Below are 18,820 nucleotides of genomic sequence, written 5' to 3' on the forward strand. Positions count from 1 at the left end.
TGTTTTATTGGGTATGAATATTTCATAAATTCAATATGATAAAATTAAAAGCAGCCATTGAAGAAGAGTGGGAAAAGTGTGGCTCAACCTGCATATAAAAAATCTGACGGAGCCTCGGTTAATGAAGACAACAGATCCATCTGCATGGTTAGCAGCAGACCATTATGCTGGTTTTGCTGGCGGCAGGCGTCGGCGCGTAAACGCAAGTCCGCCCATAATGCGCCAGCATGTTCGCGGTAATGTATCGGTAAACTAGAGAGCAGCTGGTGCATACCTTCTTTATGGGCAGGAAATTGTAAATCTTGCATTAGCTGCCGGCGTTCAGTGGCAGATTTATCAATCATATTATACAGTTCCATCAACTGTAGATTGAGTGCCTCCAGAGCTTCAGTATCATGGGCTATCATCAACTCGCGCTGCTTTACCAATAACTTTTCCAAGGCAATATAGCGTTTGCGATCTTCCTGAATAGCGACCAATAACTGCTGAGTGTTCTGCTGCTGACTATTTTTCACCGGCTGCATAGTTTCGTTAACTCCTGTGGAAATTCAGCATCGCCTTGGCGATATCGGCGGTATTCAGTGTGATTTTATCGGCCTGAATAGCGGCTTTAGCTGTGGCGACGCGTTCACTATCAACTTCGGGCATTTTTTGTAATTTGGCATGTAACTCACCGGCCGATGCAGCATGTTGTGTGGTGCTCGCCATCGCCCGCACAGGGGCAATAGCTTGAATTGTTGGGGCATTTTCTGTTTTGGCGGTTGGCGTGGCAATCATCATTTGCCGCCGCTGTGCATTAATTTCCATATGAAGTCACCTATAGTCAGTTATCGAGTATCTCGCGTTATCGTGGAGGAGACCTCCACAACCTGATAAAGCGTCACAGTAGGGTCAAAACTTAACTGACTGCCGTTAGCCCTAACTGCTGGTAATCCCCAACATTCTGACTCTGGCGATATCATCAACTATGGCGGTCACTGTGCGCTTGCTGCTGAGATTTTTCACTTTAATCAGCTCCCCTTTGCGGCCATTTTTCAGCGCTTCGCCTAACATGCGAGCTTCAATGCCATCTTGTTCAGCAATCATTAATACTTGCTGACCACGGGTCACTAACACCGGCTGCTCCAATTGAGAGGGCGTCACGACTTGCAGCCCACGAATGCGGCGTTTAACCGTCAGCCCGACTATTTCATCGGGATCGGTAATATAGCCCCCTTGCGCCGTCGAAATATTCTTTTTCTTCAATTCAATATCGTCAGGTGCCACTAATTTACCGCGCTCAAGGGTGTTTTTTGCCACCCAAACCGGCAGATAAATATCGGGTTTTACCGTGACTGATACTTCCCAGCCAGTAGCGTCAGGACAGCTGATGTCATAACGCAAACGCGAGATATCGCGCTGCCCACTGATGGGTGCCGTCACCCTTACCTCCCCCTGACACCACTTATATCGGCTCACTTCTGACGGAATAAAAATATTCATTTTTACCCTATAGCCCTGCCAGTTTTTATTTTTGGCGGTTTGGCTAATGTCAGCGCTGGCTGCATGTAATGCCTGTGTATAAATCTGTTTTCGAGCATGAATATCAGCGCTGTTTGCTGCTGCTGCATACAGTGAAATCAGGCTAACAGACAGCAGGAATAACTGCCGTGGCATGCGGATAAATACGGGTCGGATTGAGGGGAAATAGCGCTTCCCATTGAACAAAAGAAATAATAAAAAATCGTATTTAATCATGATGTTATAAACCTGGCACGTTGTTTGCATTAATGTGAGTGTTCGTGAGTGCAAACTCGTGTTTTAACATCAAATTAGGACGTATTTTGTGGGCATTGATTTTCAGAAAGCATTAGGGGTTCACCCTGCGGCGATGCAGCTTCGACTTACCAGAGCAGAACTGCTATCGGCCAATCTGGCCAATGTGAATACGCCAAATTTTCAGGCTAAAGATATTGATTTCGGCGCTGAAATGCAACGGGCAAAACAGAGGAGCATAGGGATAGCTTCTCCTCAAATGCTGTCACCTCAAGTTAAGTACCGGTTGCCGTATCAACCCTCACAGGATGGCAATACGGTGGCATTGAATGTTGAGCAGGCAGAATTTTCAAAAAATGCTCTCGATTATCAAACCAGTTTGTCATTTCTCAATATGAAGTTGGTCGGCCTGAAACAGGCAATTGAAGGGAAATAGGGATGTCTTTTAACAATATTTATCGGATATCAGGTTCAGCCATGACGGCCCAGACCATCAGGCTCAATACCATCGCCAGTAATCTGGCAAATGCGGAGTCACCGGCGGCCTCGGCGGCTGAAGCTTACAAAGCGCGCAGCCCGATATTTTCTGCGGTTTATTCACCTCGCAGTGCGGCTAATCCTCGTGGCGTTACCGGTGCGCAAGTACAGGTATTAAATGTGGTTGAAGTGGGGGAGACGGTGCAGCGGTATGAACCTAATCATCCGCTGGCTAACCCGCAAGGTTATGTCTTTTATCCGGCAGTCAATGTGGTGTCCGAGATGGCTGACATGATGTCGGCATCACGCAGCTTTGAGACCAATGTTGAAGTTCTCAACAGCGTCAAAAGCATGCAGCAAAGTGTATTAAAGCTCGGAGAGCGCTAATCATGAATATTAATGAAAGCAGCAGTTTGTCAAAAAACAGTCATAGCTCTCAGATAGCAGAGAGTGAGTTACCCAAGGGTGAAGAGCTTAATAACCAGTTCATGAAGTTATTGGTGGCGCAGATTCAGAATCAGGACCCCCTGAACCCGATGGATGGCACTGAATTTGTCAGCCAAATGGCGCAGCTTTCGCAGGTTCAATCCACCGAAAACATGGCCAAGATGTTGAAGAGCAACACCGTGCAGATGGAAAGAGTGCAGGCAATGGCGACCGCCAATCTGGTGGGGCAGCAGGTGATGGTGGAAAGTGCCGAGGTTGAGCTGGGGACACAAATCCAACATGGGCGGCTGACATTAGAACATGCCGCATCACCGTTGGTGATCCACTTGGTTGATGGTCTGGGACAGGAGCATCAAATTAGTCTGGGTCAGCAAGCGGCGGGCAGTGTCAATTTCACCCTCGATCCGGCCAGGCACAATCTTAAACCTGGCAACTACAAACTCAGTGCAGTCAGCAGCAGTGGGGAAGAATTCATTCCGTTGGAATTAGCCGGTGCCGTTAACAATGTGCGTATTCCACAACATGGCGGGGCAGCGCAATTAAATGTCGCCGGTATTGGCAATGTGCCTTACCACAAAATTAAACAGTTTGGTGCTTAACGCCATTTCCCCAATAACCCATTATTTTACAAGAGAATTATTTTATGAGTTTTAGTATTGCCAATACCGGCCTGAGCGCGGTGACTGAACAGTTAAACAGCATCAGTAACAATATCGCCAACTCCGGCACCAAAGGTTTTAAGTCGAGCCGAACTGAGTTTGCCTCTATGTATGCACAATCGCAGCCATTAGGGGTTGGGGTTAGCGGAACCACGCAAAGTATCAAAAAAGAAGGCTCGATTGACCGAACGGGTAACGCGATGGATTTGGCGATTTCAGGTAGCGGTTTTTTTGTGGTGAAAAACAGCAACGGTGAGGATGCATACACCCGTGCCGGGATGTTCACCACAGATAATAATGGGTTACTGGTCAATGCCAGCGGCATGAAATTACAAGGTTACCCCGCTGATGCTGCCGGTAATGTGCAAACTGGTATTATCGGTGATTTGAAGATAAGCACCACTGGCCTGCCCGCCAAAGCGACCAGCAAATTGGACTTTATGGCTAACTTGCCCGCCAATGATACCCCACCCGCCAACACAACATTCACCATAGCTGATAAAGATTCATACAACTATATGTCCACGTCGACAGCTTATGACTCCTTGGGCCGTGAACATTTACTGACGCAATATTTTGTTAAAAGGCCAACTGCGGGTGAATGGAAGGTGCACACTGCGGTCGATAACAGGCTTCATACGGGTTCGCACGACCTCAGGTTTGACACATCAGGTGTATTGACGGGCGGTAACACCCAAAACATCAACGGCAATTATAGCCCAGCCGGTGCTGCTGGCTTCAATATTGATCTCAATTACACCGGTACCACTCAGTTCCAATCTGAATTTCTTCCTACCCTGAATAAAGGCAATGGTTACACCGCGGGCACTAAAAACGGTGAGCGCATTGAGAGTGATGGCTCGGTATATGCCACTTTTAGTAATGGCGAGCGGATGCTGCAAGGCAAATTGGCATTGGCAAATTTTGCCAATCCTAATGGGTTAGCTGCGCAGAATGGCACCACCTGGAGTGTCACTGGCAAGTCGGGTGGACCACTATTAGGTGCGCCCGGCACGGGGTTGTTAGGCGGCATCGAAGTGGGTGCATTGGAATCCTCGAATGTCGATTTAACCGCTGAATTGGTCGGTTTGATGACGGCGCAACGTAATTACCAGGCGAATACCAAAATCATCAGCACCAATGACAGCATGATGAATGCGCTGTTCCAGGTGTTGTAATGGACAAACTTCTCTATACCGCCGTCAGCGGGGCCAATCGCAGCCTGACACAACAACAGATTCATGCCAATAACCTGGCTAATGTCAACACGCAGGGGTTCCGTGCTGATCTGGAGCGCGCGACGGCGACTCAGGTGCTGGGCGGCGGTTATAACAGCCGCGTGGCGGTGCTTAGCCAAAACGCGGGTGTGGATATGACGGCGGGCAGTTTGCAAGAAACGGGCCGCGAATTGGATGTCGCCATTAAAGATCGTGGCTTGATTGCGGTGCTCAGTGGTGGCCGCGAGGTTTACACCCGTAACGGCCAGATGGACATTGGCCCGGACGGTGATTTAACCATCAATGGCTTACCGGTATTAGGCGATGGCGGCCCGATTGTGTTGCCACCTTACTCTTCGGTATCGGTCGCCGATGACGGCACTATTGCCATTATCCCGCAAGACGGCGGTATCAAGACACCGGCGGAAATTGATCGCATCAAGCTGGTGGATATTCCTGCTAATCAATTGAGCAAAAATAACCGTGGCTTATTGGTCACTCGCCGTGGTGCTGCGGCACGCGACGAGAATGTTCAACTGGTGAGTAAGCATTTGGAAAGCAGCAATATTTCCGCTATCAGCGAAATGACCGCCAGTATTTCCCTCAGCCGCCAGTTTGAAGCGCAAATCAAAATGATGAAAGTGGCGGAAGAGCTGGCGCAATCCGGTAACCGGATTATCCGTGGCAGTTAATGCTGCTGTCAGCACAAGGTTATTTCATGGATCGTTATTTCATTGATAGAGAAATTAGGGAGCAGTCATTATGAATTCAGCTTTATGGGTCAGTAAAACCGGGTTGGCAGCACAAGATGCCAAAATGAACGCCATTTCGAACAACCTGGCTAACGTGAATACCGACGGTTTTAAACGCGATCGTGTGATGTTTGAAGATCTGTTCTACCAAAACCAGCGCACCCCCGGCGCACCCTTGGATCAAAACAATGCCACGCCGAATGGCATTCAGTTTGGTAGCGGCGTCAAAGTGGTGGGGACACAAAAGCAATTTACCGTTGGCAATATTAAGGTCACCAGCGGTGATTTTGATGTGGCGATTGTGGGCCAAGGATTTTTCCAGGTTGAAACTTCCGATGGCGGTATTGCTTACACCCGTGCCGGTAATTTTTCCCTCAATGCTGATGGGGTACTGACCAATGCGCAAGGTATGCCATTGGTACCACAAATAGAGATGCCAGCAGGTGCCAGAGATCTGGCGATCGCCAAAGATGGCACGGTCAGCGCCCGTATCGGGGGAGAGGCAGAATTCGCTGAACTGGGGCAAATCACCTTGGTCAACTTTGTGAATCCGGCCGGTTTGGAAGCTGTGGGCGGCAATATTTACAAAGAAACCGTTGCCAGCGGCACCGCAACGGAAGGTGTTGCAGGGGAAGAGTCCTTTGGCGCACTGGCGCATAAATCACTGGAAGGCTCCAATGTGCAAGTGGTCGAAGAAATGGTCGACATGATAACCGTACAGCGAGCTTATGAGATGAACGCCAAAATGGTCTCTGCTGCCGACGACATGCTGAAGTTTGTCACTCAGAAGCTGTAACTGGCCGTCGCCTCCGTTGAAAAGTGAATGATGCATGAAAAGGTTTTTATTATTAACACCATTGGTGCTGGCGTTGAGCGGTTGTGAAACCCCAGCGCTGCTGGTGCAGAAAGACGATGCTGCTTTTGCACCACCAGCCAATTTGATCCAGTCGACCACGGTTAAAGAAGGCGGCGGGCTGTTCCAGCCCGCGTACAACTGGTCACTATTGCAGGACCGGCGTGCGTATCGGATCGGTGACATTCTGACGGTCAAGTTGGATGAATCCACTCAATCCAGTAAGCAGGCTAAAACCAACTTTGGCAAAAAAAACGACATGAGCTTGGGCATCCCCGAGATATTGGGGAAAAAGCTGAACAAGCTGGGGGGATCAATATCCGGCAAGCGTGATTTTGACGGCAGTGCCAACTCGGCGCAGCAAAATATGTTACGTGGCTCGATTACAGTCGCGGTACATCAGGTATTGCCGAACGGGGTATTGGTTATTCGTGGCGAAAAGTGGCTGACCCTTAATCAGGGCGATGAATATATGCGCGTGACTGGATTAGTCCGGGCCGATGATGTTGAGCGGGATAATTCAGTCTCTTCTCAGCGGATCGCCAACGCGCGTATTTCCTACGCGGGCCGCGGCGCGCTCAGCGATGCCAACTCCGCCGGTTGGTTAACGCGCTTCTTCAACCACCCATTATTCCCTATCTAACCAGGAATCAATATGTTACGACGTTATTTTGTGCTGATTGGGTTGTGGTGTGCTCTGCCCGCCGCGATAGCACAACCACTGGGATCGCTGGTGGATATTCAAGGGGTGCGTGGCAACCAACTGGTGGGCTACAGCCTGGTGGTGGGGCTTGACGGCTCTGGCGATAAAAACCAGGTGAAATTTACCGGCCAATCAATGGCTAACATGTTGCGCCAGTTTGGTGTGCAACTGCCAGAAAAAATGGATCCCAAGGTAAAGAATGTGGCGGCGGTAGCGATCAGCGCCACCCTGCCACCGGGTTATGCGCGCGGTCAATCTATTGATATCACCGTATCGTCAATTGGTGATGCCAAAAGCTTGCGCGGCGGCACCTTGCTATTAACCCAACTGCGCGGTGCTGATGGCGAAGTGTATGCATTGGCACAGGGCAACGTGATTGTGGGGGGGATGAAAGCCGAAGCCAATAGTGGTTCCAGTGTGACGGTGAATACCGCAACGGTGGGGCGCATCCCCAATGGCGGCAGTATTGAACGCGAAATTCCGAGTGATTTCCAAAGCAATAGCCAGGTGGTGCTTAACCTGAAACGGCCGAGCTTTAAATCAGCCAACAATGTGGCATTGGCACTGAACCGTGCTTTTGGCTCTAACACCGCGGTGGCGCAAAGTGCCACTAACGTGATGGTCAATGCACCACAAGATGCGGGGGCGCGGGTGGCCTTTATGTCCTTGTTGGAAGATGTGCAAATCAATGCTGGCAAGCAGTCGCCACGGGTGGTCTTCAATGCCCGCACCGGGACGGTGGTGATTGGCGAAGGTGTCAGGGTGCGCGCGGCGGCAGTCTCTCACGGCAATCTGACGGTCAGTATTCGTGAGAAGAAAAATGTCAGCCAACCTAATGTGCTTGGCGGGGGGAAAACCGTCACCACGCCAGAAAGTGACATTGAAGTGACCAAGGGACGTAATCAAATGGTTATCGTCCCTGCGGGAACACGCCTGCGCAGTATCGTTAATACCATCAATAGCTTAGGCGCTTCTCCTGATGACATCATGGCCATTTTACAAGCTTTGCATGAAGCCGGTGCACTGGATGCCGAACTGGTCGTAATTTAAGGATGACTGATGATTAACGCAATAAGTAAATCAGCCCCGGTGGTGCCGGGGAGCTTTACCGGAGAACTCCTGCCACAGGATCTTGAGCAGGCCGCAGTGCAGTTTGAGGCGGTATTTATGCGCACCTTACTGGCGCAAATGCGCAAAGCGGCTGAAGCATTGGCTGCTGATGACGACCCATTTAACAGCAAACAACAGCGCATGATGCGGGATTTTTATGATGACAAACTGGCTTCCACTCTGGCCTCGCAGCGTAGTAGTGGTATCGCTCATTTACTGATTCAGCAGTTAGGCGGGAAATAGCGCGGCTGATTACCCCCTGGGTCATTGGCGCTACAGGGGGCAGCCATTCATATTTAAGTTTGGCCGTGGATTGACCGCTTTTTGCTACTAACGTGTATCTGTTATTTAATTGATTACAGCAGGGAATATCATGAATTTTACCAAAATTGCACAAAGTGGCTTACAGGCGGCTCAAGCCGGTCTCTCTGCGGCGGCAATGAACTTATCTAATGTCAATACGCCGGGTTATAGCCGCCAGCGTGCTGAACAAAGTGCGGTTAACACCAGCGGAAATAGTGCTTACAGCGCCGGTAATGGGGTTAATGTTGATGCTTTTAAACGCTTATCTGAACAGTATCTGGTGAGTGAAGAGTGGAAAGCGAGCAGCAATCATCAATATTTTAGTGCCTCTCAAAATGCTCTTAGCAAGTTGGAACATTCACTGGGTGATGAAAATACCGGCTTAGCTGCGGGGATGCGAGCATTTTTTAATAGCTTGTCATCGGCATCAAATGACCCGTCTTCATCTGCTTATCGTGAACAAGTGGTGAATGAAGCTAAATCGCTGGCGCTGAATTTTAATTATTTTCATCAATCAGCTCAGGAACAGAAACAGGTTATTGCGACTCAACGAACCGCGATAATTAGCCAAGTTAATGGGTTAACCAAGAGTATTTATGAATATAACCAAAAAATCGTCAAGCTGGGTTCTGATGGGACCAATACCAATGTATTACAAGATCAGCGAGATCAACTCGTCAACAAATTAAGTGAAATGGTAGATATTAACGTCATCAAAGGGACTGATGGTGGCTATGATATATCGATGAAAAATGGTTTGCCATTAATTAATGGGCAGACAGTAGCCACATTAGCGTTAAATACGGGTAGCGCACAGCCACAGATAGATATCCATTTTGCTGGCAATAGTGCGAAAATAAATATGTCTTGCGGTGCTAGCCTTGGCTCGATTAATAACTATGAACAAGGTTTATTAAAAGAGACTGAAAGTATTGTACAAGGAATGGCGCAGGTATTAACCACCGAGGTCAATACCCAGTTAGCGGCTGGCTATGATTTAGGTGGTGCGGCCGGTGCTGCATTATTTTCATTTGATGCTGCCAATCCAGCGGGAATGTTATCTGTTACTGATATTAAGCCAGGCGAATTAGGGTTTTCGGATAATGCAACTCATGTGGGAAATGCGACTAATTTACATGCGTTATTGGCATTAAAAGATAAAACAATCACTATTGCGGGGCTTGGGCCAACTAAATTTTCAGATGCCAGCACTGCATTGGTTGGAAAAGTTGCCTTTGCCAGCAGTAATAATCAGCAGTCGATTGTTCGGACTCAAAATGTACTGAGTAGCGCAATATTAAATCGCGAGAGCCTCAGTGGTGTGGATAGCGACGAAGAAGGCAACAATATTTTAGAATACAGCAAAGCATACCGGGCAAATATGAAGGTCATTTCTATCGGTGAGCAGCTTTTCTCTGACTTTTTGGCACTCATGCGCTGAATATATAAAATATAGATTTGAAAATAGAGGTAAATAATGAGAATAACTAATACTAGCATGTCCAGAATAATGATGAACAGTATGGCGAATCGCACGGCTGAATATGCAAAATTAAATGAGCAGTTAACCAGCGGTAAGCGAGTCAATAAAATATCAGATGATCCTGTTGCCAGTATGCAGTTGGTTCAATTAGAAAATTCAAAATCAGATGTCGAACAATATAAAACCAATGTCGTCCGTTTGTCCGGTAACTATTCTGTACAAGAGGCCAGTTTAAAATCGCTGGACAACCAATTGATCGTGGTGCGTGATAAAATGTTGGCCGCAAAAAATGGCAATCATTCTGCAACAGAGTCTGCAACCTTTGGCCATGAAATAAATTTGTTACTTGATGGAATGATGTCTGATCTTAATACTAAAAATCCCGATGGGAATTATTTATTTTCTGGGACTAAAAGTAATATTAAGCCTGTTGAGTATGACCCAGCAACGCAAACATATACTTTTAATGGTAACAATGAGCGGCGTGATACGGTGGTCGGTAATGGTATCACCTTACAAGAAAATACTGATCTGAGTAGCGCACTGTCAACATCGGCAAATGATTTAGAGATATTGACTAATTTGAAAAAGTTAGCCAATAAAATGATTGATTCGAGCATTGCGCCTGCTACTTATAACCAGGAAATTAGTGATAATCTGACGGCTATCGCAACGGCGACTAAAAAAATTGGCGGCATGGTCACTGAGTTAGGCGCTAAACAAAATCGTCTTGATCATTTATCCAATCTTCATGATGACGTTGAAATTGTGAATGCTAATCTGGAAAATGACTTAGCAGGGATTGATATATTTCAGGTTAATGCTGCTATGCAGAGTAATTTGTTATCAACAAAAATTGCCCATAGTATGCAAGCAAAAATAAGTCAGTTATCCCTTTTTAACTATATTTAGGTTAGGAATTTATGCAAGTAAGATCCTCCAGTGTTAGTCCCGGCATTGCTGCCGGGCTAGCGGTTAATAAACGCATTGGCGTTGAACCCTCTCAGCAGATAAAGCCGCTAAAGCCGCGGGTCACACCGGCTGCCTTTCCAGAGTCTGGCTACCTTTCGACAGAACCTTTGCGTTACAATGTGCAACTTAATAGCCAATTAACCAGTTTGCAGCTGGCGGATCACTATTTATTAGCCACTGAACGTCAATTATCAGAGCTTCAACAGGCTATCAGTCATAATCCTAAGGCCATTAAGCAACAGTCGCAGAAACTATTATTGTGGCTGGAACAAAGAGAAATTGTCTCCGGTGATGCAGTTGATCGACAGCTCAATATATCCTTAGAAGAAAGCCCTAAAGTTAATTTTAGCTTTAAGGAGGCTAATAAGCTGTTGCAGGCGTCAGAAGATGAGACCTTGCTGTTTTCATTAGCTGATGTTGCCAATAGTGTTGTGGCGGTCAAACTTATTGGGCAAAGTTCAGCCAAACAAAAAATGCTGCAACTTAATAAAGGGTTAGGGCGCTTGGGCATTCATGGCAAACTGGATAATGACGGCCAACTGGCATTCCAGATTGATGAGAAACGCTGGCAGCGATTAAGCCAAAATTTGATTGTGCGCGGAGAAGGTTCGCGTTATCCGGCAGATAAATTCCAATCTATTGAATTACAGGCCGAGAGTGTGTTGGCGGACAAGGTAAAAGAGATCGTCGGGCAGCCATTTATGGCTAAAGAATATACCCAAGATCTGCAACAGGTATTAACACATATTACTGGCGAATTGCGCCAATTGAATAAATTCAAAGATAATGCCCGTGAACGGGTGGCAGGGATGGCCGGTATTATCCAACCTAACAGTGCAATATCTATTGCGGAGCGATTAGCGCACAAGCAATTTTCCGAGCGCCCATCTTATGCCGCGCTATCACACAGCAGCCAAGGTTATTTGCATAGTGCCATTGTCAAAAACCTATTTGTAAAATAATTTTTTGTACTTAATCAGATAAAGATATATATCCAATAGATTTCGAGTTGCAGGTAGGCGGCAACGAAATGAACCCAAGGAGTTGAGATAACTCAATGAATTGGGGGATTGATGGCAGCCAACAACCCTGCATCTTGAAAGATGACGGGTATAGGGGAAATTACTCTTTCCCCTTTGTCATATGACTATCATCGAGAAATATTCCACTCAATCCGTAAAGTAATGGCTGGCCAGCGACGGTCATCGGCGTCATAAAAATATTGTTATGAGTCATATAATCCATAAAACCATCAATCATGCGCCCTGATGTTGGGTTGTTATAGAATATCGGCGTATATTTGAAATTAACTTGTTGGTTCTTCATCGCTTCTACGGTGAATTTCCCCTTAAAAATAAATCTATTATCATTGGGGTTGGTTATGGTACTGATCACTGCGTGAGGGGTTGGTGTAATACGGACATCGTAGATCTCTTTTTTATGGGATAACAGATCATAGAACCCCATTTGCATCTCGCTATGAGGAGTGACGGAGATATCATCGATATGAGTGAGCGCCAATACAGTAAATGACACACCACAGATCAGCAATATAGGACTAATTTTAGCAGGCAGATATTTCATTTATTTTTCTCTCAGTTTCATCATAGATAACGTTATTCAATAAATTGTCGTCTTGCCGCCAATGGTAAATCGTCATATTAAGCTGTTTTTTATCACATTTCGTTTCAACTGAAATAGTGTAATCCAGCCTCCGCAAGGACATATGATAATAAATAGTCAAATGTGCATTTTTAATTTTGAGGTCTTTATCAATTTTATACAGCGTGTCTTTTAGCCGGGTATACAGATTATCGGCATTTTGCTTATCAAAGCGACTGTCTTCAATCTGAAACATCCTGATATTGCTGTAAGTCCCTTTCTCTTGTTCTGTCGCTTGATAATTAGCGGCACTTTGCCCTTGAAAAAACCAATAGAGCGCTATGGCACAGCCAATAGTGACCATCGCCAGTAAAGCTAACAGCCATTTGGTTTTTTTTGTTATTCCTTGTTGTTGGGGAGCACGTGCTACCAGCATTGGCGGTGGGGGAGAAGCCAAGGGTAACTCTGTAGCAGCTTTTTCCTGCGGTTCAATATCCGTGCTTAATCGCTGATGATGAGATAAACCGGCGCCGTCTGCCGAGAAATTATTCATTTCTTGCGGCGTTTCATGATGTTCTGCCACAGTAAGAAGTAAAGTTTGATCGGCATTCTCGGGGGAATTGCTATTAACCATTAATGGGTCATCAGCAATTTCTACCTCACCTGGCGTGAGGGGCGGCTCATCTTCTTCAATGATTTCACAGTAAGTCGCGTCTAATAAATAGCCGATTTTAGGGATGGTTTGAATAATACGCTGCTGCTTTTTATCATCCCCCAAGGCAACCCGCAAAGTGTGGACGGCATTCGGTAAACTATTATTACCGATGACCCGGCGCTTCCACACTAAATTGGTCAGCTCATCCCGCGAGAGAATTTGCCCTGGATGTTGCAGTAGCACATTCAGTAATTTAAGTTGATATTCACCCAGGCGTTTTTGTTCACCGGTTTCCTGATGGCTGATAAAGCCGGAAGTGAGGTCAATCGACCACTTATTAACAATATATTGGTGTTTTTTCATTTTTATTTTCGCAGGAATAATCCTAGAACAGCAGGTAACCCACTGTAGTATTGTGGGTATTAACTTATTGGCAATAAATGCCCGCCTAAATCTACCGAGAGTGAAAACTTTACCCGTATTGTATTGATATCAAACAAAATATTTTTGTAAGATGCGTTATGCTATCAATTTTATTATCTGAACACACCTAATAAACTCAGGCGCATCATATAAAATTAGCTGTTTATGAGCAAGATAAACCAAATGCACTTCTATCATGGTTATGCTGGAACTAACAATTTAAATGTCAATTTTGAATAAATAGTCATATACCCGTCATACTTCAAGCTGCATGTGCGTTGGCTGCTTTCGTTCACCCCAGTCACTTACTGGTGTAAGCTCCTGGGGACTCGCTCAATTGCTGCCTTCCTGCAACTCGAATTATTTAGGGTATAAAAAAGGATATTAATTTAATTTTCAAATTAATAGTGTCGTCTCATCTGCGCGTGTTAAATATTATCTTTTACCTTCCGTAATATAGTTTCACTTCACTATTTTATCTTTTTTAATTTCGTATTTAATTTTCCCAGCGGCGGTGACGCTTTTCTCAGATACCGGCAGGGAGCTAATAGGTAGCTCTCGCCAAATAGAGAAAATTATCATGGGATTAAGCATCAACGACCAGTCACAAGCTTTCATCGCGGCTAAAGCACTGAACAGATCACAGAACATGTACAACAAGGCCACCAGCCAATTGTCTACTGGCCTGCGTATTCTGAGTGCCAAAGATGATGCAGCGGGTTCACAAATTGCAGCTGGCCTGAATGCGGCTATCACTGGCCAAAATGTGGCACTGCGTAACAACTCACAAAGCTCCGCGATGCTGGAAGCGGCTAACGGTGCGCTGGCCGGTTCTGATGGTATCCTGAACCGTATGAAAGAGTTGGCAACCCAGGCCTCGAACGCCACCAATGGTACTCAAGACCGTATCGCGTTGAATGCAGAATTTAAGTCACTGGGCGAAGAATTGAAGTCTACGTTAGAGAAATCTACCTTTGGTGACGGCACCCTGTTTGCCACCGGTGGTAAATTAGATGGTGAGCTGGTCTTCCAGACCGGTGCCAGTGCTGAAGATGTGATTAAAATTGACCTTTCTTCACAGATTACGGGTTTAAGAGATACCGTTTCATCTACAGGTACAGTCGGTAATTCTAAGGGTGCTAGTAACTCGATTGAAAAGCTATTAGGTGTTGCGGAAGATGCAGCAAAGGATGCCAAAAAGGGTGTGGTCGATGCGCAGCATGTATTTGACAAAGCAAAGGCTGTGTTTGAGGTCGCACAAAAAGCAGGTGGTGCTACTGCTACTGGTGCTGTTGTTGACTGGGAAAATGCCAATCAGGTCTATCAAGACCTTGTGGCCGATCAGGCTAAAGCCGACGCGGCAGTAGACCATTTGAAAAAGAATGATGTTCGCTACAAATCTGGTGGTTTGGTCGGTTTGGATTTAACCACGGCTGACAATGCAAAAGAAGCGATTACTAAGCTGACCTCTGCTATTAGTGACTACAGCTCAGTGACCGCATCACTGGCAGCGGGTATTAACCGCCTGGGTTATTCCAGCGACAACCTGACCAATATGCGTGATGGTAACCAGGCCGCTAAAGATTCCATTATGAATGCGGATGCTGTTGCCGCTTCTACGGCACAAAACACCGCAATGTTGCTGATGAACAGCGGTATTAAAGCACTGTCCAAAAATACCCAAATGGGTCAGATGGTTGCACAGTTGTTCTAATCATTTTTGCCACTCAAAAATACCGCTGATTATGGCGGTATTTTTTTGGCCGCAATTTGCTTCCCCTTGAGGATAATAAGGAAGAAAGCTTTCCAGGTTAAAAATAATATCAATGAAAATCAATGAGTTGAAAGTTGGCACAACTATTGCTTTATTGTGAGTCATTGAGGGTATTAACCGCTCTATCCTGAAGTGGGTGGCATAAAACAAATTATCGGAGACACACAAATGGGAATTGATGTCGATGCGTTAAGTAAGCAGGTCACCAACGGTCTGTTCGCCAAAAGAAAAGAAAAACACCATAAGCTGGAGCAGCAATTAAAAACGCAGCAAGCGGCACTGGATAAACAAAAATCGGGCTTAAGTGCTTTTCGCACCGCATTAAAAGATTTAGGCAAAGTCGAAGAAGGTTTGCTGAAAAATAAAACCAGCACCAGCATTAAAGAAGTAGCCACCATTAGCGCCAATGAAAAAGCGCTCAAAGGCAGTTATTCATTTTTTGTAGAGAAGTTAGCCAGCGCCCATCAACTGGCCTATACCGGCTTGACAGATACGGCGGTTAAAGCGGAACAAAGCCCACTGGAATTAACGGTTAATGGTCAATCCTTTAGTGTTGAGCTGAAGGATGTTGATACCCTGGCAGATTTAGCCCATGCCATTAATCACGATAATGATAACCCCGGAGTCACCGCCTCGGTGGTGCGCAGTAATGGCCAGCAAATCTTATTACTGACCAGTGATAAAAGCGGCGCCGCCAATAAAATAGAATTCGGTGCATCTCGCCCGGCTATTTTGAGCACCACCAACCAACAGGAACTTTCCCTCGCGGAGGATTCTGTGGTGTATATCGGCGACCCATCGAACGGCCTGAAGATAGAAAGCAGCAGCAACACGCTGGATAAAGTGATTGATGGGGTGACCATTGAGCTGATTAAAGTGCAAAAGGTGGGTGACCCACTGCTGGAAGTCAAGGTTGAAGTCGAACCGGCGCAAACAGAAACGCAAATTAAGAAATTTATTGATGCCTTTAATGGCGCTAAATCTGCGGTCAGTTCAAATAATCATAGCGATTCATTGTCCACCGCGTTAAAGCAAAATTTAAATAACCTGGTCGGCAAACTTTATGGCGGCAAAACCCTTGGCATGATTGGGGTGTCATTTGATCGTAATGGTGATTTGAAATTAGACAGCAAAAAATTAACCGAAGTATTGAAGACCTCGCCAACACTCATCACTGACTTGATGAGCGGCCCCGATGGGCTAATCAATAAGCTGGATAAAGCGCTAGACCCTTATTTGAATGCCAGTGACGGCTCACTAAAAGCGCGTTCAGAGATGTTGGCGATGCGCAAAACATCTCTGGAAAGAACCAAGGAAGGGTTGGAAAACAATTATGCGAGAGTATTAAAGACTAACCTACTCAAATTTAATCGCCTGAATGAGATGATGGATAAGATGCAAGCCACCATGAATATGTTTGATCAACAGGCGAGTTTTTAATGTTATTGGATCAAAACTTTCATGATTATCAATCCGCAGATATTGGTATTCAAACGGCAGCCGCGACCTCACAGCAATTAGTGTTGATTATGTTCAATGGCTTAATGGATGAGTTGGTTCGGGCCAGAGGGCATATTGAAGCTAAGCGCTATGAGCACAAAGCCAACAGCATCAATAAATGTATTGATGTATTAAATGCACTGACCGGTTCATTGGATTTTGCTAATGGCGGGGAGCTGGCCAACAGTACCGCCAGCTTATATAGCCACTGCGTTTATCGGCTATATGACGCCAGTATCAAAATGTCACTGGAATATATTGATGAAGTGGAAAAGATATTAGCCACTCTGCGTTCAGGTTGGGAAGCAAACCAGGAGAGCTAATGAATGATTTGTTGTTAATTAATGAGTGTATTGCCACCCTGGATTTGGCGATTGGGCAACAAGATTGGGAGCAAATAGAGGCGGTAGATAGCCGCGTGGTTCAGTGGTTGTCACAGCGGCCAGATAATTTGTTCTCATTGGAGCAGCAGTCGGCGATGCAGCGCTTAAAGGAAATGTATCAACGGGCCTATGAATGTTGTGGTCTGCAAAAGCATCAATTAAAAGATGAAATAGCCCGTATGAGAGCGGCGCAAGAGGGCATCTCCGCCTACGCCGCCATGGCGGTTACCGCCTACCAAAATATGGCGCAACAAGAGGGAACCCGGTGATTACATTAACTGGTTTTACCCCGGTTGGCAGACAACTGGCGGTGGAAAATACGCCGATCGTGGGCAATGCAGAAGAGGGCGGCACTGATCATCTGGCGGGGTTTGATGAGGCACTGTCACAAGCATGGGTACCCCATCAACCTATCTTGTTACGCCCATCAGTAGTGATGGATTTGATCGCGAAATTTGATGGCAATTTGGTGGCGGATGATGCGGGCACGCTATCGCCAACTGATGAACAGAATCAGCAACTGCTTGATGTATTGCTGCAATTTCACGGACAGAACACGCCGATGAAAACTGTACAATCTACAGCTACTATGCCTTTTGTACCTGTGGTGGATAGTCATCAGATAGTCAGCCAACTTGCATCAGATAATTCATCATCATTGATAAATTTGCCGAAATCGATTAGCCCACGACTGGATATTACAGCTCAACCGACAGCACCAACGGCAGAAAATTTGCTTCTTAGCCGGATTATGCCAGAGGGAATAAGTGCGGCTATCCCCACCACGCTGAGTCATATTGCCAATAACAGCGGTGAAGTGGCCGCCCCTCGGATGGAGAGCCAACTGACATTAGCGGCTAACCCGAAAGCGTGGTCGCAACAGTTACATAATGTGCTCGGTGAGCGCCTGCAATTGCAGGTGGAGAACAAAGTGCAACATGCCACTATTCGGTTAGACCCACCGGATATGGGTAAAATTGATATTTCAGTGCATATGGAAGGAGGAAAGTTACAAGTTCATATTAATGTAAGTCAGGGGGATGTTTATCGGGCATTGCAACAGAGCTGCGCAGAGTTACGACAAACATTAACCGGGCAAAATAGTGCTGCTGTAGAGGTACAGATATCGGCGAATAGCCAGCAGCAACAACAGCAACGACAGCAGAACCAACAGGCGCATGCTGATATTTTGGCAGCACGTCATATTGAGGCTCAAGAAAATATGAGTGCCGACGACGGTACGCTCCTCATCACCGTATAAAGGACTATAAATGAACACACAGAAAAAAACATTTTCAATGAAAGTGTGGGGCTTGTTATTGTTAATTGCATTGGTTGCAGTGGCGGTAATATATCATGATGTTATTTTGGAAAAATTAAATAATAAGCCCATTGCTATCAGTAAATCTTTTGTACGGGGCGATAAAACAGTTCAGTTTGTTGAAATTAAGAACATGATTATCACACTAAAAGATACCAAAACTGAGCGCTACCTGCAGCTGGAATTAGGTGTGGCAACGGGTGATGATGATGATATTAAGAAAGTTATCGCGATGGTGCCGGTCATTCAATCGGCTACAGTTAACTTATTTTCTCATATGGATTATCAAGTAGTACGTAATACGTCTATTGTTGATTTACGTCGTCAGTTGATGAATGAATATAAAAAAGATTTTGAAAAATTAAATGCGCCAATGCCATTTGATGATGTGGTAATTAGCCGAATGGTCTTCCAATAATCAATATGGCAAT

General features: G+C 45.9%; 23 protein-coding genes. 18 read left to right on the forward strand and 5 right to left on the reverse strand.

What is annotated here, in order from left to right:
• Nucleotides 1-83: 83 nt before the first annotated feature.
• From flgN to flgA, 3 genes are all read right to left on the reverse strand, one after another.
• Nucleotides 84-524, reverse strand: coding sequence for a flagellar protein FlgN (gene flgN, locus FTA91_RS12735; protein ID WP_145534859.1), 441 nt, complete (start codon nucleotides 522-524; stop codon nucleotides 84-86).
• Between the two features lie 7 nt (nucleotides 525-531).
• Complete coding sequence (gene flgM, locus FTA91_RS12740) at nucleotides 532-807, reverse strand: flagellar biosynthesis anti-sigma factor FlgM (RefSeq protein WP_050112336.1); 276 nt, start codon at nucleotides 805-807, stop codon at nucleotides 532-534.
• 111 nt (nucleotides 808-918) lie between these two features.
• On the reverse strand, nucleotides 919-1,737 hold the full coding sequence (gene flgA, locus FTA91_RS12745) for a flagellar basal body P-ring formation chaperone FlgA (protein ID WP_145583445.1): 819 nt from the start codon (nucleotides 1,735-1,737) through the stop codon (nucleotides 919-921).
• Between the two features lie 88 nt (nucleotides 1,738-1,825).
• Between flgA and flgB the strand changes: the two genes are divergently transcribed.
• The 12 genes from flgB (at nucleotide 1,826) to FTA91_RS12805 (ending at nucleotide 11,693) form a co-directional block, all read left to right on the forward strand.
• The gene (flgB, locus tag FTA91_RS12750; RefSeq protein ID WP_050112338.1) at nucleotides 1,826-2,191 is read left to right on the forward strand and encodes a flagellar basal body rod protein FlgB; all 366 of its coding nucleotides are present in this window, start codon (nucleotides 1,826-1,828) and stop codon (nucleotides 2,189-2,191) included.
• A gap of 2 nt (nucleotides 2,192-2,193) precedes the next feature.
• Entirely contained in the window at nucleotides 2,194-2,619 is a 426-nt protein-coding gene (flgC, locus tag FTA91_RS12755) for a flagellar basal body rod protein FlgC (RefSeq protein WP_050112339.1), read from the forward strand.
• Between the two features lie 2 nt (nucleotides 2,620-2,621).
• The gene (gene flgD, locus FTA91_RS12760) at nucleotides 2,622-3,278 is read left to right on the forward strand and encodes a flagellar hook assembly protein FlgD (RefSeq protein ID WP_050112340.1); all 657 of its coding nucleotides are present in this window, start codon (nucleotides 2,622-2,624) and stop codon (nucleotides 3,276-3,278) included.
• Between the two features lie 44 nt (nucleotides 3,279-3,322).
• The gene (gene flgE / locus FTA91_RS12765) at nucleotides 3,323-4,516 is read left to right on the forward strand and encodes a flagellar hook protein FlgE (RefSeq protein WP_145583447.1); all 1,194 of its coding nucleotides are present in this window, start codon (nucleotides 3,323-3,325) and stop codon (nucleotides 4,514-4,516) included.
• Nucleotides 4,516-5,247 (forward strand): flagellar basal-body rod protein FlgF, encoded by a 732-nt coding sequence (flgF, locus tag FTA91_RS12770; RefSeq protein WP_145534869.1) that lies wholly within the window; start codon nucleotides 4,516-4,518, stop codon nucleotides 5,245-5,247. The genes flgE and flgF overlap by 1 nt, the downstream gene beginning before the upstream one ends.
• Nucleotides 5,248-5,317: 70 nt before the next feature.
• Nucleotides 5,318-6,103, forward strand: coding sequence for a flagellar basal-body rod protein FlgG (flgG, locus tag FTA91_RS12775; protein WP_145583449.1), 786 nt, complete (start codon nucleotides 5,318-5,320; stop codon nucleotides 6,101-6,103).
• Nucleotides 6,104-6,137: 34 nt separating this feature from the next.
• Complete coding sequence (flgH, locus tag FTA91_RS12780) at nucleotides 6,138-6,803, forward strand: flagellar basal body L-ring protein FlgH (protein WP_050112344.1); 666 nt, start codon at nucleotides 6,138-6,140, stop codon at nucleotides 6,801-6,803.
• A 12-nt stretch (nucleotides 6,804-6,815) separates the two neighbouring features.
• Nucleotides 6,816-7,913, forward strand: coding sequence for a flagellar basal body P-ring protein FlgI (locus tag FTA91_RS12785; protein ID WP_050112345.1), 1,098 nt, complete (start codon nucleotides 6,816-6,818; stop codon nucleotides 7,911-7,913).
• 9 nt (nucleotides 7,914-7,922) lie between these two features.
• Nucleotides 7,923-8,216 (forward strand): rod-binding protein, encoded by a 294-nt coding sequence (locus tag FTA91_RS12790; RefSeq protein ID WP_050112346.1) that lies wholly within the window; start codon nucleotides 7,923-7,925, stop codon nucleotides 8,214-8,216.
• A 130-nt stretch (nucleotides 8,217-8,346) separates the two neighbouring features.
• A complete protein-coding gene (gene flgK / locus FTA91_RS12795) occupies nucleotides 8,347-9,717 on the forward strand; it encodes a flagellar hook-associated protein FlgK (protein WP_145583453.1) in 1,371 nt (456 codons plus the stop codon).
• Between the two features lie 36 nt (nucleotides 9,718-9,753).
• Nucleotides 9,754-10,671 carry a flagellar hook-associated protein FlgL gene (gene flgL, locus FTA91_RS12800; protein ID WP_145534879.1) on the forward strand — a complete coding sequence of 306 codons (918 nt, stop codon included), beginning with the start codon at nucleotides 9,754-9,756 and terminating at the stop codon, nucleotides 10,669-10,671.
• Nucleotides 10,672-10,682: 11 nt separating this feature from the next.
• Nucleotides 10,683-11,693, forward strand: a complete 1,011-nt coding sequence (locus FTA91_RS12805; RefSeq protein WP_145534882.1) for a hypothetical protein — start codon at nucleotides 10,683-10,685, stop codon at nucleotides 11,691-11,693.
• A 160-nt stretch (nucleotides 11,694-11,853) separates the two neighbouring features.
• Here the strand turns inward: FTA91_RS12805 and FTA91_RS12810 are convergent, their stop codons facing one another.
• Both FTA91_RS12810 and FTA91_RS12815 read right to left on the reverse strand, forming a co-directional pair.
• Entirely contained in the window at nucleotides 11,854-12,315 is a 462-nt protein-coding gene (locus FTA91_RS12810) for a hypothetical protein (protein WP_050112349.1), read from the reverse strand.
• On the reverse strand, nucleotides 12,296-13,351 hold the full coding sequence (locus FTA91_RS12815; RefSeq protein WP_145583456.1) for a winged helix-turn-helix domain-containing protein: 1,056 nt from the start codon (nucleotides 13,349-13,351) through the stop codon (nucleotides 12,296-12,298). Before FTA91_RS12815 ends, FTA91_RS12810 begins: the two co-directional genes overlap by 20 nt.
• A gap of 640 nt (nucleotides 13,352-13,991) precedes the next feature.
• Here FTA91_RS12815 and FTA91_RS12825 point away from each other — a divergent pair.
• The 6 genes from FTA91_RS12825 to FTA91_RS12850 all read left to right on the forward strand — a co-directional run bounded on the left by FTA91_RS12825 (nucleotide 13,992) and on the right by FTA91_RS12850 (nucleotide 18,807).
• Nucleotides 13,992-15,125, forward strand: coding sequence for a flagellin N-terminal helical domain-containing protein (locus tag FTA91_RS12825; protein WP_145534885.1), 1,134 nt, complete (start codon nucleotides 13,992-13,994; stop codon nucleotides 15,123-15,125).
• A 228-nt stretch (nucleotides 15,126-15,353) separates the two neighbouring features.
• The gene (fliD, locus tag FTA91_RS12830) at nucleotides 15,354-16,625 is read left to right on the forward strand and encodes a flagellar filament capping protein FliD (protein WP_145534888.1); all 1,272 of its coding nucleotides are present in this window, start codon (nucleotides 15,354-15,356) and stop codon (nucleotides 16,623-16,625) included.
• Nucleotides 16,625-17,008, forward strand: a complete 384-nt coding sequence (gene fliS / locus FTA91_RS12835; protein ID WP_050112354.1) for a flagellar export chaperone FliS — start codon at nucleotides 16,625-16,627, stop codon at nucleotides 17,006-17,008. Before fliD ends, fliS begins: the two co-directional genes overlap by 1 nt.
• Nucleotides 17,008-17,337: a hypothetical protein gene (locus tag FTA91_RS12840; protein WP_050112355.1), complete on the forward strand. Its 330-nt coding sequence runs from the start codon at nucleotides 17,008-17,010 to the stop codon at nucleotides 17,335-17,337. Before fliS ends, FTA91_RS12840 begins: the two co-directional genes overlap by 1 nt.
• Nucleotides 17,334-18,329: a flagellar hook-length control protein FliK gene (locus FTA91_RS12845; protein ID WP_145534894.1), complete on the forward strand. Its 996-nt coding sequence runs from the start codon at nucleotides 17,334-17,336 to the stop codon at nucleotides 18,327-18,329. The genes FTA91_RS12840 and FTA91_RS12845 overlap by 4 nt, the downstream gene beginning before the upstream one ends.
• Before the next feature lie 10 nt (nucleotides 18,330-18,339).
• Nucleotides 18,340-18,807 carry a flagellar basal body-associated FliL family protein gene (locus FTA91_RS12850; RefSeq protein ID WP_145534897.1) on the forward strand — a complete coding sequence of 156 codons (468 nt, stop codon included), beginning with the start codon at nucleotides 18,340-18,342 and terminating at the stop codon, nucleotides 18,805-18,807.
• Nucleotides 18,808-18,820: the final 13 nt, after the last annotated feature.

The organism is Yersinia thracica, from assembly GCF_902170565.1.
GTDB lineage: Bacteria > Pseudomonadota > Gammaproteobacteria > Enterobacterales > Enterobacteriaceae > Yersinia > Yersinia thracica.